13 protein-coding genes are annotated in these 13,984 nt (G+C 63.8%); 2 read left to right on the top strand and 11 right to left on the bottom strand.

Annotated elements, in window-relative coordinates; genetic code table 11:
* Positions 1-34: 34 nt before the first annotated feature.
* From BLV47_RS24260 to BLV47_RS24235, 6 genes are all read right to left on the bottom strand, one after another.
* A complete protein-coding gene (locus BLV47_RS24260) occupies positions 35-718 on the bottom strand; it encodes a hypothetical protein (protein ID WP_092318442.1) in 684 nt (227 codons plus the stop codon).
* The gene (locus tag BLV47_RS24255; RefSeq protein ID WP_092318440.1) at positions 715-1,296 is read right to left on the bottom strand and encodes an RNA polymerase sigma factor; all 582 of its coding nucleotides are present in this window, start codon (positions 1,294-1,296) and stop codon (positions 715-717) included. Before BLV47_RS24255 ends, BLV47_RS24260 begins: the two co-directional genes overlap by 4 nt.
* A 37-nt stretch (positions 1,297-1,333) precedes the next feature.
* Positions 1,334-3,103, bottom strand: a complete 1,770-nt coding sequence (locus BLV47_RS24250) for a vWA domain-containing protein (protein WP_092318438.1) — start codon at positions 3,101-3,103, stop codon at positions 1,334-1,336.
* Between the two features lie 89 nt (positions 3,104-3,192).
* Entirely contained in the window at positions 3,193-3,753 is a 561-nt protein-coding gene (locus tag BLV47_RS24245; RefSeq protein ID WP_092318436.1) for a YbhB/YbcL family Raf kinase inhibitor-like protein, read from the bottom strand.
* A 205-nt stretch (positions 3,754-3,958) separates the two neighbouring features.
* The gene (locus BLV47_RS24240; protein WP_092318434.1) at positions 3,959-4,222 is read right to left on the bottom strand and encodes a BrnA antitoxin family protein; all 264 of its coding nucleotides are present in this window, start codon (positions 4,220-4,222) and stop codon (positions 3,959-3,961) included.
* Positions 4,200-4,478, bottom strand: a complete 279-nt coding sequence (locus BLV47_RS24235) for a BrnT family toxin (RefSeq protein WP_092318432.1) — start codon at positions 4,476-4,478, stop codon at positions 4,200-4,202. Before BLV47_RS24235 ends, BLV47_RS24240 begins: the two co-directional genes overlap by 23 nt.
* A gap of 260 nt (positions 4,479-4,738) precedes the next feature.
* On the opposite strand from BLV47_RS24235, the gene BLV47_RS24230 reads away from it, so the two are divergent.
* Entirely contained in the window at positions 4,739-5,008 is a 270-nt protein-coding gene (locus BLV47_RS24230) for a hypothetical protein (protein WP_092318430.1), read from the top strand.
* A gap of 48 nt (positions 5,009-5,056) precedes the next feature.
* Positions 5,057-5,650, top strand: a complete 594-nt coding sequence (locus BLV47_RS24225) for a DUF4291 domain-containing protein (protein ID WP_092318428.1) — start codon at positions 5,057-5,059, stop codon at positions 5,648-5,650.
* Between the two features lie 88 nt (positions 5,651-5,738).
* On the opposite strand, the gene pgaD is transcribed toward BLV47_RS24225, so the two are convergent.
* The 5 genes from pgaD to BLV47_RS24200 all read right to left on the bottom strand — a co-directional run bounded on the left by pgaD (position 5,739) and on the right by BLV47_RS24200 (position 13,902).
* The gene (gene pgaD, locus BLV47_RS24220) at positions 5,739-6,245 is read right to left on the bottom strand and encodes a poly-beta-1,6-N-acetyl-D-glucosamine biosynthesis protein PgaD (protein WP_092318426.1); all 507 of its coding nucleotides are present in this window, start codon (positions 6,243-6,245) and stop codon (positions 5,739-5,741) included.
* The gene (pgaC, locus tag BLV47_RS24215) at positions 6,245-7,594 is read right to left on the bottom strand and encodes a poly-beta-1,6-N-acetyl-D-glucosamine synthase (protein WP_092318424.1); all 1,350 of its coding nucleotides are present in this window, start codon (positions 7,592-7,594) and stop codon (positions 6,245-6,247) included. Before pgaC ends, pgaD begins: the two co-directional genes overlap by 1 nt.
* 3 nt (positions 7,595-7,597) lie before the next feature.
* The gene (pgaB, locus tag BLV47_RS24210; RefSeq protein WP_092320562.1) at positions 7,598-9,595 is read right to left on the bottom strand and encodes a poly-beta-1,6-N-acetyl-D-glucosamine N-deacetylase PgaB; all 1,998 of its coding nucleotides are present in this window, start codon (positions 9,593-9,595) and stop codon (positions 7,598-7,600) included.
* A 14-nt stretch (positions 9,596-9,609) separates the two neighbouring features.
* Complete coding sequence (gene pgaA / locus BLV47_RS24205) at positions 9,610-12,096, bottom strand: poly-beta-1,6 N-acetyl-D-glucosamine export porin PgaA (RefSeq protein WP_092318422.1); 2,487 nt, start codon at positions 12,094-12,096, stop codon at positions 9,610-9,612.
* Between the two features lie 303 nt (positions 12,097-12,399).
* The gene (locus BLV47_RS24200; protein WP_092318420.1) at positions 12,400-13,902 is read right to left on the bottom strand and encodes a YdgA family protein; all 1,503 of its coding nucleotides are present in this window, start codon (positions 13,900-13,902) and stop codon (positions 12,400-12,402) included.
* Positions 13,903-13,984 lie beyond the last annotated feature (82 nt).

Genomic DNA, 13,984 nt, shown 5'->3' with positions numbered 1-13,984 from the left:
CGCGCTTTCCCCGGCGACAGCCAACCCCCGCTCTTTATTGACGACGCAAGGCTTGCAGGCGCGCGTCCAGATCCTCCTGTGGGTACTGTTCATGCAGCTGGAGCAGCAGCTCGGCCGCCTCGCGGCTCTGGCCACCTTCCCACAGGCGCAAGACCGCCTGAAGTTGCTTATCCAGCCGCTTGATGGTCCGCGGCTCGGCCGGGGCCGACATGCGTTGGGCCAACTTGCTCGACTCCGCCCTGGGTTTGGCCACCGCAGCTGGTGCTGCGTCGCTTAGCGCGTCTATCTCTGGCGCTGCGGCAAAACTGCCCACAGGGGCCGCCGGAGCGATGGGCGAAGAAGCAGCAGGCTCAGGGGCACTCAAGGCCCCGGCCAGCTCGGCGGAGCGGGGCGCCGCCTGGCGCGCCATGGGCGCAGCAGGCGCTGGAGCGGGGGCGGGGACAAAGGCCTGCTCTTGTGGATAGTGCTCCGGGGAAGGCCGCAGCAAGCCAATGACCAGCGCCACGCCAAACAGGCTGGCAAAGGCCAGTTGATAACGCGGCCGTTGGCAGGCCTGCATCCAGCGCTGCCAGAGGCTCGGCTTGGGCGCAGGGGCTTCGCGGCGCGCGGTGGCCAGGATCAGGGCATCCAGATGGGCCGGTGGCTCCTGGGCGCCGTGTTGGCGAATGTGCGCCAGCATCTGCTCTTCAGGGGACGGGGTCTGTCGGGCGTCAGTCATGTGAGTACCTCCTCGGCCAGGAGCCGACGCAATTTTTTCAGCGCATAACGGAAACGGCTTTTCACCGTTTCCAGCGGCGCCTGGGTCAGGCTGGCGATCTCTGGCAGTTCCAGGTCGCCGTGGGCCCGCAGCAGGAACACTTCGCGCTGGTCTTCGGGCAAATCCTGCAAGGCGGCTTCGATACGCTGCTGGTCGCGGCACAGGCTCAGTTGCTGTTCGGGACCGGGAGCCTGGTCGGCTTCGCCGTGCAGTTGTTCGTCGTAGCTGTCGTGCAGCGGGTTGCGCTGGCCGTGCTTGCGCCAGTGGTCGATCAGGCGGTTGCGCGCGATCTGATACAGCCAGGTGCGAAAGCTGGCCCGGCCCTGGGGCTGGCTGGCGCTGCGGATCAGGCTGAGCCAGGTGTCCTGGTAGACCTCTTCCGCCAGCTCGGCCTTGCCGCACAAGCCCAGCACAAAACCATACAAACCCTGACGATGGCGCTGGTACAGCACCTCGAAAGCCGCTGGATCTCCGGCGCGATAACGCGCCAGCAGCGCTTCATCGCTGCTGGCATCGGTGGACACTTGGGGAGCAGACATGGGGCGGATGAACTCCTGTTCACTGCTCGTGAGGGGGCTATTCAAGGCGGCTCTGCAACTGGCTCATGTCCACGGGCTGAGCCTCGGCCTGGGGCGCATGCCCGGCCTGGGCTTTCGGCGCCTGAGTTTGCAGGCTTTGCGCCAGTTCCACCAGTTGTACGAACTCGCCCCGCAGCCCGTAAGGATCGTCGCCCTTGGCGCCCCGGGCCAGCTTGGCGGTGTCACTCAGGCTGAAGTTGCCGGTGTAACGGCCGTCCTTGAGTTGCTGGGAGAACGCCGCCACGGCGGCGGCAAAGCGCAGGTCCGGGCTGGCCTCGGCCAGCTTGGCTGGCTGCTGCGCGCTGATCGGCCGTTCGATCAAGCGGCTACTGCCACCTTCCGGCGCCTTGTAGCGCACCCGCAGCATCGCCAGTTCACCATTCTTGCCACTCTGTTCCGGCGCCTTGGCCGGTGCATAACGCAGGGGTTCCAGCCAGCCCTTCTCGCCTGCCGGGACGATTTCATAGAGCGCGGTCACCGTATGCCCAGCGCCGATTTCCCCGGCGTCGACCTTGTCGTTGCTGAAGTCTTCACGCTTGAGGGCACGGTTCTCATAACCCAGCAGGCGGTATTCACTGACCTGAGCCGGGTTGAACTCCACTTGCAGCTTCACGTCCTTGGCCACCACCGCCAGGGTCGAGCTGAGCTGGTCAACCAGCACCTTGCGTGCTTCACGCAGGTTGTCGATGTAAGCGTAATTGCCATCACCGGCATCGGCCAATTGCTCCATCAGGTGCTCGTTGTAGTTATCCACACCGAAACCCAGGGTGGTCAGGGAGACACCGCTCTTGCGCTTCTCGGCGGCCATGGCCTTGAGGCTGTCGAAATCGCTGATGCCGACGTTGAAGTCGCCGTCGGTGGCCAGCAGGATGCGGTTGATGCCCTGGTCGATAAAGCCCTGTTGGGCCATCTGGTAGGCCAGCTGGATGCCCGAGGCGCCGGCCGTGGAGCCGCCGGCGGTGAGCTGGTCGATGGCCGTGCGAATCTTCGCCTTGTCGCGTCCGGATGTGGGCTCCAGCACCACCCGCGATTCGCCGGCGTAGACCACCAGCGATACCCGGTCCTGATCCCGCAGCTGATCCACCAGCAGCTTGAGGGTGCTTTTCACCAGGGGCAGGCCTTCGCGGCGGTCCATGGAGCCGGAGACATCCACCAGAAACACCAGGTTGGCCGGGGCCAGTTCCGCCACCGCGCGGTCCGAAGCCTTGATGCCGATGCGCAGCAAGCGGGTGTGGGGATTCCACGGCGAAGGCGCCAGCTCGGTGGTCACGCCGAAGGGCGAGCCATCGCTGGGCAGGGCGTAATCGTAGGGAAAGTAGTTGACCAGCTCCTCCAGGCGCACCGCGCCTTCCGGCGGCAGGCTGCCCTGGTTGAGCAGACGGCGGACGTTGGCATAGGCGCCAGTGTCGACGTCGGCGCTGAAGGTCGACACCGGCGCTTGGGCAACGCTGTGGATCGGGTTGTCCGCCAGCTTCTGGTACTGCTCCCGCGGCTCGTCGCGGTAGCCGGCCAGGCTCGAATCGCGGGCGGCCATCGGCGCCGGCATAGGCGCAGACAAGCCTACAGGATGCACATTGCGCTTGATCATCGCGGCATCGGCGCGCTGCACCTCGTACTGTATTTCGGGTGCGGCCTGCAGTGCGCCCCGGGTCGAAGCCCCCGCGGCGGATTCAGACTTGGACGACACACCACAACCGGCCACCGCCAGCAGCAGGCCGGCGGCGAAACCCTGGGCGGCCGGACGAAGAAAATGCAGAGGAAGGGACATGGGGGCTGACCTCGGGAAGAAATGATCCATTCCCCCCTTCAGACGAAGCCCCTTGGCGATTCGGGTTAAGCCCCGGAAAAAAATTTCACTCAGCGCGAATAACGGCGCACCACGCTGCTATTGCGCAGCACGTGGCCGTTGATCTTCTCCAGCAACTGGGCGCGGGTCAGCCCGGCGGGCAGCACCTCGGGCGCCAGGTCCAAGGCAAAGATCTGGATGATGTAGTGATGAGCGCTATCGCCCACCGGCGGGCACGGCCCCATGTAGAAAGTGCCGTTGCGACTGTTGAGCCCAGCCAGTCCTTCCAGGGTCGGCTTGGTGCCGGCGCCGGCCGGCAACTGGCGGGTGGTCGGCTTGATCCCGTAATGCACCCAGTGGTCCACGCCCTGGCCCTTGGCGCCGTCCGGATCGTGCATGACGATGGCGTAGCTCAAGGTGCCCTCGGGCCCGGCGGTCCAGCTCAAGGCCGGAGAATTGTTGTGCCCGCCACAGCCCTTGGCATCGCTGGCATTGCCGGTGGTGAACAGCCGGTCATCCGAGACCCCGGGAATGTTCAGGGTAAAACGCTCCTGGGCCTGCACGGGAAACTGCAGACACAGCAGCACGGCACCAGCGGCCAGCCAAGTATTGCGGGAGGCAAAGCGAGACATACGAAAGCACCTTTTTGCGGATGAGATCGGGATGAGCCAAAAGACTATAGCCTGCAGGACAGAGCGCGCCGCTTCGTGCACGGCGCGGGACAGATTGAGCTTGAGGACAGGGGTAGTTGTAAATGGATATTTCAGACGCCAACCGCGATAGCGGGCACGGTTAACCGCCCGCCAGGAACTGCGCCTGAAATGACACAGCAGGCCCTCAGCCTTGATGGGCCTGCATGTACTGACGCAGCAATTGGTTGATCCGCGTCTGGTAACCCGCGCCCTGGCCCTTGAACCAGGCCAGCACATCCGCGTCCAGGCGAATGGTCACGGCTTTCTTGCCCGGCAGATGCACCTCGGCGCGGCGAAAGAAATCGTCATCCAGCTCGGGGATATCCGAGGTATCGATGTCCTGGTCATCGGTTTTCGCCAGGCGCTCCCAATCCGTTTTCGATCCGTCAGTTTTCGATCCGTTGGACATAGTGTTTAGCCTCCCGTTTAGTGGCTTTGCGCGCCGAAATGATGCGCACCGCATGACCCCGCCGCTCGGTATGGACCACCACGCCCACCAGGGTTCTGATCCAACCGAGGCTGACCCAGCGCTCCTCGCCATAGTCCAGGCGCTCATCGCGCAAGGACAGCACCGGACGCTGGAACATCAACACCGCATCGTTGAAATCGATGCCGTGCTTGAGCAGGTTGGCGTGGTTCTTGGCCTCGTCCCATTCAAAGTACATGAGCATTTCCGTATTTACAAATGTACATACAGACTAGCCGAGCGTTCGCCAAAAGCGCCCTGGGTAAATACCTGGAAATACAGTCGCAAGCGGGATGGATGTGTGCGGAAAAAGCCCTACAACGTTCTCGGAAAAGACGCCACCACACTTGCCTTGCACCGCTGGAAGCCCGCGGCTTATAGTCCGGCCGTCGCCCAGATGGCGACCTGGTTTGGCGACCGGAATAACGAGTACATCTATCCATTAAGCGAGGTGTACTAATGAACCGTTATATATCCCTAACCGGCCACGACTGCCTGATTCCTTCCCTGCTGATCGACACCCAGGCGCCCATCGATGTGCTGCACGACGCCGCAGCCTTTCGCATCCGCGCCGCGACCCAACTGCTGGAGCACTTCGCCGCCGATACCCTGCGCAGCGAACCGGTGGTGCTGCAGGAACTGACCCTGGTGTGCAGCATCCTGCTGCGCGATGGCTGTGATCTGCTGGATGTGACATCACGGCGCCTGCAACCGCAGGCCGTACTCTAAACACCCCCGGGCGGCTTAGCGGCCGCCCGCTTTTCATAAGGAAATGCCATGCATAAACCCGCAACAGAACTCCCCCAGCGCCAGATCCGCGCGCTCTACGACGCCGACACCATCCGCGTCTACCAGGCCTACTCCGACAGCATTGCCGACGCCGCCCTGGCCCACGGCACCTTCGTCTCCCCACCGTTCAAGATGGAGCGCATGACCTGGATAAAGCCGTCTTTCCTATGGATGATGTACCGCGCCGGCTGGGGCTACAAAGACGCCGGACAGACCCGCATCCTGGCCATCGACATCAGCCGCGAAGGCTTCGAATGGGCCCTGGCCAACGGCTGCCTGAGCCATGCCGACGAGTCCATGAGCAAGGAAGAGTGGTTGCAGTTGAAAGACCAGTCGCCGGTGCGCATTCAGTGGGACCCGGAACGGGATCTGTACCTGCGGCCACAGGAACACCGAGCGATCCAGATCGGCCTGAGCAAGGAGGCCGTGCAGCTGTACGTGAACCAGTGGATCAAGCGCATCACCGATGTCACGCCCCTGGCTCACGAGATTCATCGACTGATTGAGGATGGGGACCTGGAAAAGGCTTACAGCCTGCTTCCTCAAGAGCGGGAATATCCCATCATGGTCGAGCGGCTCTGACCCTCCGGCAACATTGGGTGATGAGCCGAGCTCTCCAGTGCCGCACCTTCACGATTCTCGCCAGATCAAGTCCAGAACAAGGACCTGCCTACTTCTCCCCCTCCTCCGAATGCAGATGAATCACCCGCGGCGGCAGCTCTACCACCAATGGAGGGTGTTGCTGATCCTCGGGCCGGATACGGTAGAACTGCGTGGCGACATGCATGATGCCCCCCTCTTCATCGTTGTACACAGTGATGACCCCGGGCTGGCGCATCTGGGTGAAGGTTTCATCGCTGAGCTTGAAGCTTTCACTCAAGCGCTTGTCGTCCACCACCGGCGCCGGCAGCCGTGGCGGGTAGTTGCGGTTGCGACGCTGGCGATAGCGGGCCCAGGAAACCAGCAGCAGGGCATTGATTACCGCGACCAGGCCATAGAACTGCAAGGTGGTCAGAGCATCGAGCATGCCCACTTCGATACGCGGCCCCTGATGCTCGTCCAGCAAGGGGATAAGCCCACGGATCAGCAAATACAACAGGCCGACCCAGGCCAGCACGGTGAGGATGATATCCACCACGAGCATGAAGGGCCGTTGACGAGTTCTGATGATTTTCATCAGCGCGCTTCCTCTTCGTCATCGATGGGCTTGATACCCCGGTCCGGGCTCACCCAACGCGCCCGTTTCTGATGCTCGCCAAACAGCACCTTGGGAAAACTCACCAGGGTGGTGAGCAGGCTGATGAACCAGAACACCAACGGATACCAGACCACCCAGAACATGGTCTTCCACAGGTCCTTCTCATATCGCCGGTCGATCAGGATGCTGACCGCGAACTGCACCAGGCACACCATCGCCAGCACCAGGCCAGTAAAGGCCGGCGGCAAAATGGAGTGCACCGCGATGGCCTCGGGCATGACGATGAACTTGCCCAGCACCCAGAAAATCATCGACAGCAGGAACGTGAAGGCCCAGCCGGTGGACAGGCAGTAGTCGAACAGCAGGGTCCACAGGTAGCGGTGGCGCCATTCCCAGATGCCGCGGATGTTCTTGAACAGCACTTCGGCGCCGCCCTGGGCCCAGCGCAGTCGCTGCTTCCACAAGCCGCGCAAGGTTTCCGGCATGAGAATCCAGCACAACGCCCGGGGCTCGTAGAACACGTACCAGTGATCCAGTTGCAGCTTCCAGCTGATGTCGATGTCTTCGGTGATCATGTCCGGGCTCCAGTAGCCCACCCGGTGCAAGGCCGTGCGGCGAAAGGCGACGATCACTCCGGAGACGGTGAAGACTTTGCCGAACACCCGCTGGGTGCGTTTGATCAGGCCGATGATCGAGGAGAATTCGCCTACCTGGACCCGGCCCACCAGGGTCGAGCGGGTGCGAATCCGCGGGTTGCCGGTGACCGCGCCCAGGCGCGGGTTGTCCAGCATCGGCGCCACCAGGTAGGCGGCGGTGTTGGGCGCCAGCAAGGCATCGCCATCGATGCACACCAGGTACTCGCTGCGTGCCGCCACCGCGCCCATGCGCAGGGCCACGGCCTTGCCCTGGTTCTGCGCCAGGTGCAACACCCGCAGGCGCGGGTCCTGGACTGCGATCGCGTCGAGGATCTCGGCGGTGTTGTCCTTGGAACCATCGTTGATGGCGATCACTTCGATGTTCGGGTAGTGCTGGGCCAGGGCCGCGTGGATGGTGTCGGTGACGTTGTCCCCTTCGTTGTAGCAGGGGATGAGGATGCTGATCAGCGGCTCACCGGCCAACGGCGGCGGCAACGTGTCATCGGACCAGGGCCAGTGGCGCTCCCAGTGCAGCCAGAAATACAGGCCACCGGCGATCCACAGCGCCGACATGAACAGCGGGTAATAGAAGACGAAGTCCATGAGGAACTCGCCGGTCACCAGGAAGATCAGCCCCAGGGGCACCCCGAGGACCAGCGCCAGCACCACCAGGGCGAATATACGATCCATCATGATTCATGGGCTCCATTTGTTGGAGAGCGCGGGCCGCAGGGTTTTCAGGTCCGGTGAGTTCTCGAGGAAGTTGTCCGGGTAGTAACCGAAGTGGGTCGCCCCCTGGCGCTTGAGCCGGCCCATCCAGTCAGCCATCTGCTGGGCCGACAGCTCGCTGGCGGGCTTGTGTCGCCAGTCCCGGGCCTGGAGCTCGAACACCGTGCGCTGCAGGGCACCGGGGCGGGCCCGCACCTGATCCACCAGGGCCTCCAGCCAGGGTCCGGACTGCTTCAGGCTCTGCCCTTCCATCAGTGGCATGGCCATGGGCGCGGTCCAGTCGTAGCTGACCAGGAAGTCGTCGAGGTTCTGGGCGAACCAGGCTTCGCTCTGCGGATTGATGATCGGTTCGGCAAACAGGTTGCGCGCAGTCTGTACCTGGGGCCCGCGGATCGCCCGGACCTTGGCCGTCAGCTCATGGGTGAAATCGATCAGGTAGCGACTCTTGAAACGGCTCCAGCGCTGCAGGGTCGCCGGATCATTGCGCAGGCCGGCGATGGAATCCGGCAGCCCCTGGGCGGCATAGGCGCGCAAGGCCTCGGGGCTGGCGTCTTCGAAGTCCGAGAGCACGGCATCATCGTGGAACAGGATGCCGTCCACCGAGGTCAGCCGCGCCAGGTCCTGGTACAGGTCGCCGATCAGGCGCCGTACCTGCGGGTCGAAGGGTGAAAGGCGCTGATACTGTTTCGGGTCGATTGTGCTCTGGCCGGTGGCCGGATCCCAGCGCGTGACACGCGGCAGATGGGCATCCAGGGCAAAGCTGAGCACCGGCATCCAGGCGTAGACCTTGACGTGGGCCCGGGTGCGCAATTGCCAGGCGACCCGGTCGAACAGGTCGGCGCGCATGGGCAGGTGGCGATTGGGGAAGTACAGCGACTGCACCAGGCCGTCGCCCTTGGGATCGGCGAACGCCTGGAGGAATACGGTATTGACCCCCAGATCGGCCATGCGCTGGACCAGCTTGCCGAGGTTGATTTCCTGCTGTTTGGGGTCCGGGTCGTAGACATTGTCCAGGTCCACGTGCGCCACGCGCATCGGGGCGCTGGCCTCGGTGCCGACGATGCTGTTGGAGAAGTGCATGCCGTCCGGGTCGGAAACCACCAGGAAGCGCGGGCTGCTCATCAGGTTATCGAGGGTGCCAAGGCCATCGTCCAGGGTCAGGGCCATCTTGAAACCCTGGCTGTCGACCACTTGCAGGGTCGAGCCGTCGGCCGTGCCGTAAGGCCAGACCCAGATCCGCGGGCGATAACCGGCCACCGCCAGGATCTTGTCCGAGATGCTGGTCACGTCCTGGCGCATCCGCGCCTGGAAATCCGCCTCGCTTTCATAACGACCGCTGGCAGCGTCATAGCGTCGGGTGGCCGCCGCCGGCTGCAGGTTGCCCTGGGGGTTGGCGAGAATGCCCAGGTGGCTGTGGTCGGTATGGGCGGCAATTTCCACCAGCCCGGAACGGGAAATCTCACGCACCTGTGCCCAGGTCAGGAACTGCGAACGGGGCCGCAGGTCACCGGCGAAATCCACCGGCTGGTTGGCCGGGGTGTCGATCCACACGCCCACCGGCGCCAGCACCGCAGGCCAGTGGTAGGCGCGCAGCACCGGCAGCACACGGGTGTAGAAGCTCGAATAGCCATCGTCGAAAGTCAGCAGGATGGCCTTGGCCGGCAGTTCCGGCCCACCTTTGCGCGCCGCCAGGATCTGGTCCACGGTCACCGGCCGGTAGCCGTTCTCCCGCAGCCAGGCCAGTTGCTCGATCATCCGCTCGGTGCGCACCGCCACCACCCGCTGGTCCGGGTCGCGATCCTCGATGTCGTGGTAGGCAATGCCCAGCACGTGGTTTTTCGGCCACGGCGCCTCGCTATGAGGCAAGGGGCGCTGCGCCGGGACGACAAATTCCGCCGCGGGCCGGGAACAGGCGCTGAGAATCAGGACTCCCAGCAGGAAGATGCAACGGTTGATCAGGCGCATCATCACGCTCGTCTCTAGAAACGATAGGTAAGGTCGACCGCCAGACGCAGATCGGTTTCCCGATCGCCGTCGTAGGGCCGGTTGATTACGCTCAAGACCCCAGCGATATCGAACACGTCATTCCAGCTGTAGCGCTGGCCGTAGCTGAGCAGCCCCACCGCTCCGGTGGCGTAGCCGCGTTCGCTGTAAGTCCCGGCGCCGGCCTGGAACTGCTGGCTCCAGGCGGTTTGATAGCGGTGATAGAGCACGTGGTTGACGGTAACCGTGGGCAGCACGCTGAGATCCGCCTCGGGGTTGTAATAGGGCGTGTCTTTCAGGGTGTTGTGGCTGGCGCCCACTTCCAGGCCGAGGTCGACCTGCACCTTGGGTGAGCGGTAGACCCCTTCACGGCCAGTGAGCAGCGCCTCGAAACGGTTGTTGCCGTCGCTGAAATGCGACGGGCTGAGGGACAGTTTCCATTCCCGGCTTTCATTGGCCCGCCAGCGTAGGAAGGCGCTGCCGCCATTGGCGCTGATGTCACTGTTCAGCGCCCGCAGCGGGGTGTTGGCCGATAAGTAGTCGAGGCTGCCGCCGTATTGCCAGTGATCGTCGATGTCGCGGGCCAGGGACACCCGGGCACCGGTCTTGTCGCCGTAGCCGTAGGAATGGTTGGAAACTTCGGCTTCCAGGGTCATGTCACGGGTGCGCCGCTCCACCCCCAGGACCTGCCAGCGGTGGTGGCCGATGCCTTCGGGGAAATCGCCCATGGCGTAGCCGAGCCCGCCGAACAGGCGCCAGTCCTCGGCAATGGGCGGTGTGTAGAGCCGGCTTTCGATACCGAAATCCCGACTCCCGGCCACTGCGCCGGCACCGCTGCTGCCGCCGCCATAGCTCTTGCCGCCGTAGGTCGAGACGCGCAACTCGGCCATGTCATGCACTTCGCGCTCACGGGCCAGGCGCTGCACCTGACGGCTTTCCGGGAAGCGCTGGAGCACATCGTCGGTCAAGGCATCCAGTTGCCGCCATTCCTGCAGTTCCAGGGCGGTGTGCCCCTGGGACACTTCCAGGCTGACATCGCGGGGCGCCACGCTCTCGGTTTCCTTGAGCAGGCTTTCCGACAGCCGCGGCCAGTCGCGCACCCGATACAGGTCGGCCTGGGCCAGGCGCACGCTGATATTGCCGGGCGCCTGCACGGCCAGGTCCTCCAGGCGTTGCTCGGTGCCCGGCAAGTCCGCCCCCGAAGCGCCGGCAGCACCGGCCTGGGCCGCCAGCAGTTGGGCATCGACCCAATCGTCATTGGGGTCGCCGACGATTTGCCCGGTCAGTTGAATCCGCCGCGGCGTGCTGTCGGCCAAGTCATTGGCGAGCTTCAGCGCCTCTTCCGGCCGTTCGCTCTCCAACAGCGCGTAATACAGGGCGGTGGTGTCTTCCAGACGGTACGCGGCATCGCCATCCGGGGCCGACAGTACGCGCCGATACAGATCCGCGGCCATCTCCGGCTGGCGCTGGTCGAGGTAGGAAGCCGCCACCCAGCGCAGGGCATAGGGAGGAATGGCCGCACCGGCAGCGGTGAGTTGCTCATATTCGCTGATCACCTCTGCGGTACGCGCCCGGGACTTGAGCGCCCCCAGCCGGTCGATGCGCCAGCGGGTCAACTCGTCTTGGGCCTTGGGGTCCTGGCCCCAGGCCGCGAACAGGGCGTCGTAGTCGGCCAGGGCGCGGTCGGCCACCACGAACCGTTCCTTTTCGCCACGGCTGGCCAGCTCCGACAAACGCACCCGTTCGGCCGCGAGATCAGCCTGGATCCGCCGCTGGATGACCGGATCGATCAACCCGGGATGCTGCTGGGCCAGGCGCAGGGCCGGCTCCGGCAAGCGCGCCCGTTGCAGGGCGTAGATGTATTCACGCAGGACCTCGGGCTTGTCGCCGGCGCGAACAAAGGCCTGGTCGTACTCGGCCAGGGCTTCGTAGGGCTGATTGGCCCGGGTCAGTGCATAGCCCAGCGCCAGGCGCCGCGACGGATCATCGGGCTTGGCCGCCACCAAAGCCCGGGCCTGGGCCACTGCCTGGGCCGGCAGACCGGCATCGGCCTGGGTCAGGGCCAGGCCCAGTTGCAGGTCGGCATTCTGCGGCTCGCGCTCCAGGGCCAGGCGATAAAGCCGGGTGGCATTGTCAAACTGCTTGAGGTTGCGATAGGCCCGGGCCGTGGCCGTCAGCGCCTGCAACGGCAGCACGCGGTTGCGCCCCTGGGTTTCATAGACCTTCACCACTTCGGCATCGAGCCCGGCCCAGCTGGCGATCTGCAAGTGATCACTGACCAACCCGTTGTTCAAGGCACTGTCTGGCACCTTCCGCAGATGGTCGAGTGCCGGGGCATAACTGCCGGCCCGAGCCTGGATGATCAACTGGTCATAGGCCGCATCGGCCCAGGCCCCACCGGACCAGAGCAGTTGGCCGCACAACGCCAGACCAAACAGCGGGCGCAGATTACAACGGCGAGCGGGATGAGCAGTACGTGGCATTTCGTCAGCATCCTTACATAGCAAGCCAAAGCTCTGCCCGGACCCTCGCCCTTGCAGACGTCAGGTAACGGGAACGCATGACCCGGCAAAGCTGTCCGGGAAATTCTTCCACGAAGGGTAGTCGAGAATTTGAAACACCATATTTGTTCAGAATCAGTTTTTAGGACCTGTGCCCCCCCGCGCCAGAGCAATCGGTGTTCACCCGTCGCAGGCACGGGGCTGCAGACAGCACAACGCCCGGGCTGTGTCACACAGCACCGGGCGTTGAGGGGCAGGAGGCGGGTTAAGCCGCCCTGTACGAACTTATTGCAGGGCGCCAGCACCGCCCATCTTGCTCATGACAAAACCAACGAACTGTTCAACGCTCATCTTCTGGCCGTTGAAATTCACCTCGTTGTTGGCGTAGTGCAGCGCCGACACCACGTTATTGCCTTCCAGCTTGGCCAGTTGAGTGGCCAGGGCCATGGCGCTGAGCATTTCCGCGGTGGCCGCGCTCTGCTCGGCAATCTGCTTGGCATCGGTCAGGCCCTCGGCCTGGGCCTGCAAGGCCGCCACGTCCGCCATCATTGGCTTGGACAGCGACAGCTTGGCATCCAGCTGGCTGATCAGTTGCTTGCCCAGCTCGGCCGGCGGCAGCTCCAGGTTCTGCGGTTTGGCCAGGTCCAGGCTCAGGCTGAAACGGCTTTCACCGCCAGCGGTCTTGAACGCCAGGCTTTCCAAGGCGATCTGCGGCTTGGCCTCCAGGACCTTGTTCACCGCCGCACGTACCTTGACCTCTTGAGCTTCGCTCATCTGCAGTTCCGGCGCTGGCTCGCCCTCGGCAGTGGCCGCGGTGGCAGCCTGCTGATACGGCTGCAGCACGGTCTGGTAGATCTGCAGCAGATCGAGCATGCCCTGGCTGTCGAGGTTCTTCATGCTCCAGAGCATCTCGGCCGAACCCACGGCCTTGCCGTCGAAGGTGATCTCGCCCACCCGGTAGTCCGCACGACCGGCCACGGTGCTGCCGGTTTCTTCACTGAAGGTCTTCTGTTCGAAGTTCTTCAGGGTCAGCACCGACTGCTTGTCACCAAAGGTGGCCTTGGTGCCGGTCAGTTCCAGGGTGTTCTGCCCCAGGTAGTAGCCAAAGCTGCTCTTTTGCAGGTTGCTGGCCAGGGTCAGGCCGTTGATTTCCAGTTTGCCCGGGGCCTTGTCCGGCGAGTTGAACGAGAGGCTCAGGCTGTCCATGTAGCCATCGACCTTGGCCTTCTGGCGGTTGTCGCTGACGCTGAAGGTGGAGTTCAGGCCGGAGAACTTGAGGCTGTTCTGCTCATCCAGGGCCAGCTCCATCGGCGCGAAATCCAGGGTGCCTTCGGCGGACAGGTCGTAGCCAACGTTGACTACGCCCTTGAACGGCGCAACGCCCTTGGTCGCCGCGAACCATTTGTCGGTCTGCGGGCTCTTCTCCAGCTCGTAATGGCTGGCAGCCATGACCGGCAGCAACTTGAGGCGGATCAGGCGCGAGAAAGGCAGCGGGCCGTGCTCGATATGATCGGCGATCAGCAGTTCCAGATCGCCACGAAACACTTCGCCCTGGCCCTTGAGGCGGTAGCGGGCGTTGCTGCTGAACACGCCACGCTCCAGGGACACCAGCTCCAGAGTGGCGGTGGCGTCGTAGCCGATCAGCGCCGCTTGCAGCTCCTTGTTGCTTTCGATCACCTGCTGCTGCAGGACCCCTTCGAGCTTGGTGCCGGTGTACCAGGCGCCGCCCGCACTGATTGCACCTATTGCGACGACGATTCCTAACAGTACGCCTGCTGATTTATTCATGTCTGACCCGATCAATATCCGTTGTTTGAAGGTGTGCTGGTCTTCCCTGAACCCATGACGGGTCGCGGCTCGACTCCGCGTA

This window comes from Pseudomonas saponiphila, assembly GCF_900105185.1.
Taxonomy (GTDB): Bacteria; Pseudomonadota; Gammaproteobacteria; order Pseudomonadales; family Pseudomonadaceae; genus Aquipseudomonas; species Aquipseudomonas saponiphila.
The sequence above is the reverse complement of the archived record's forward strand: the minus strand, read 5'-3'. Positions and strand labels throughout refer to the sequence as shown.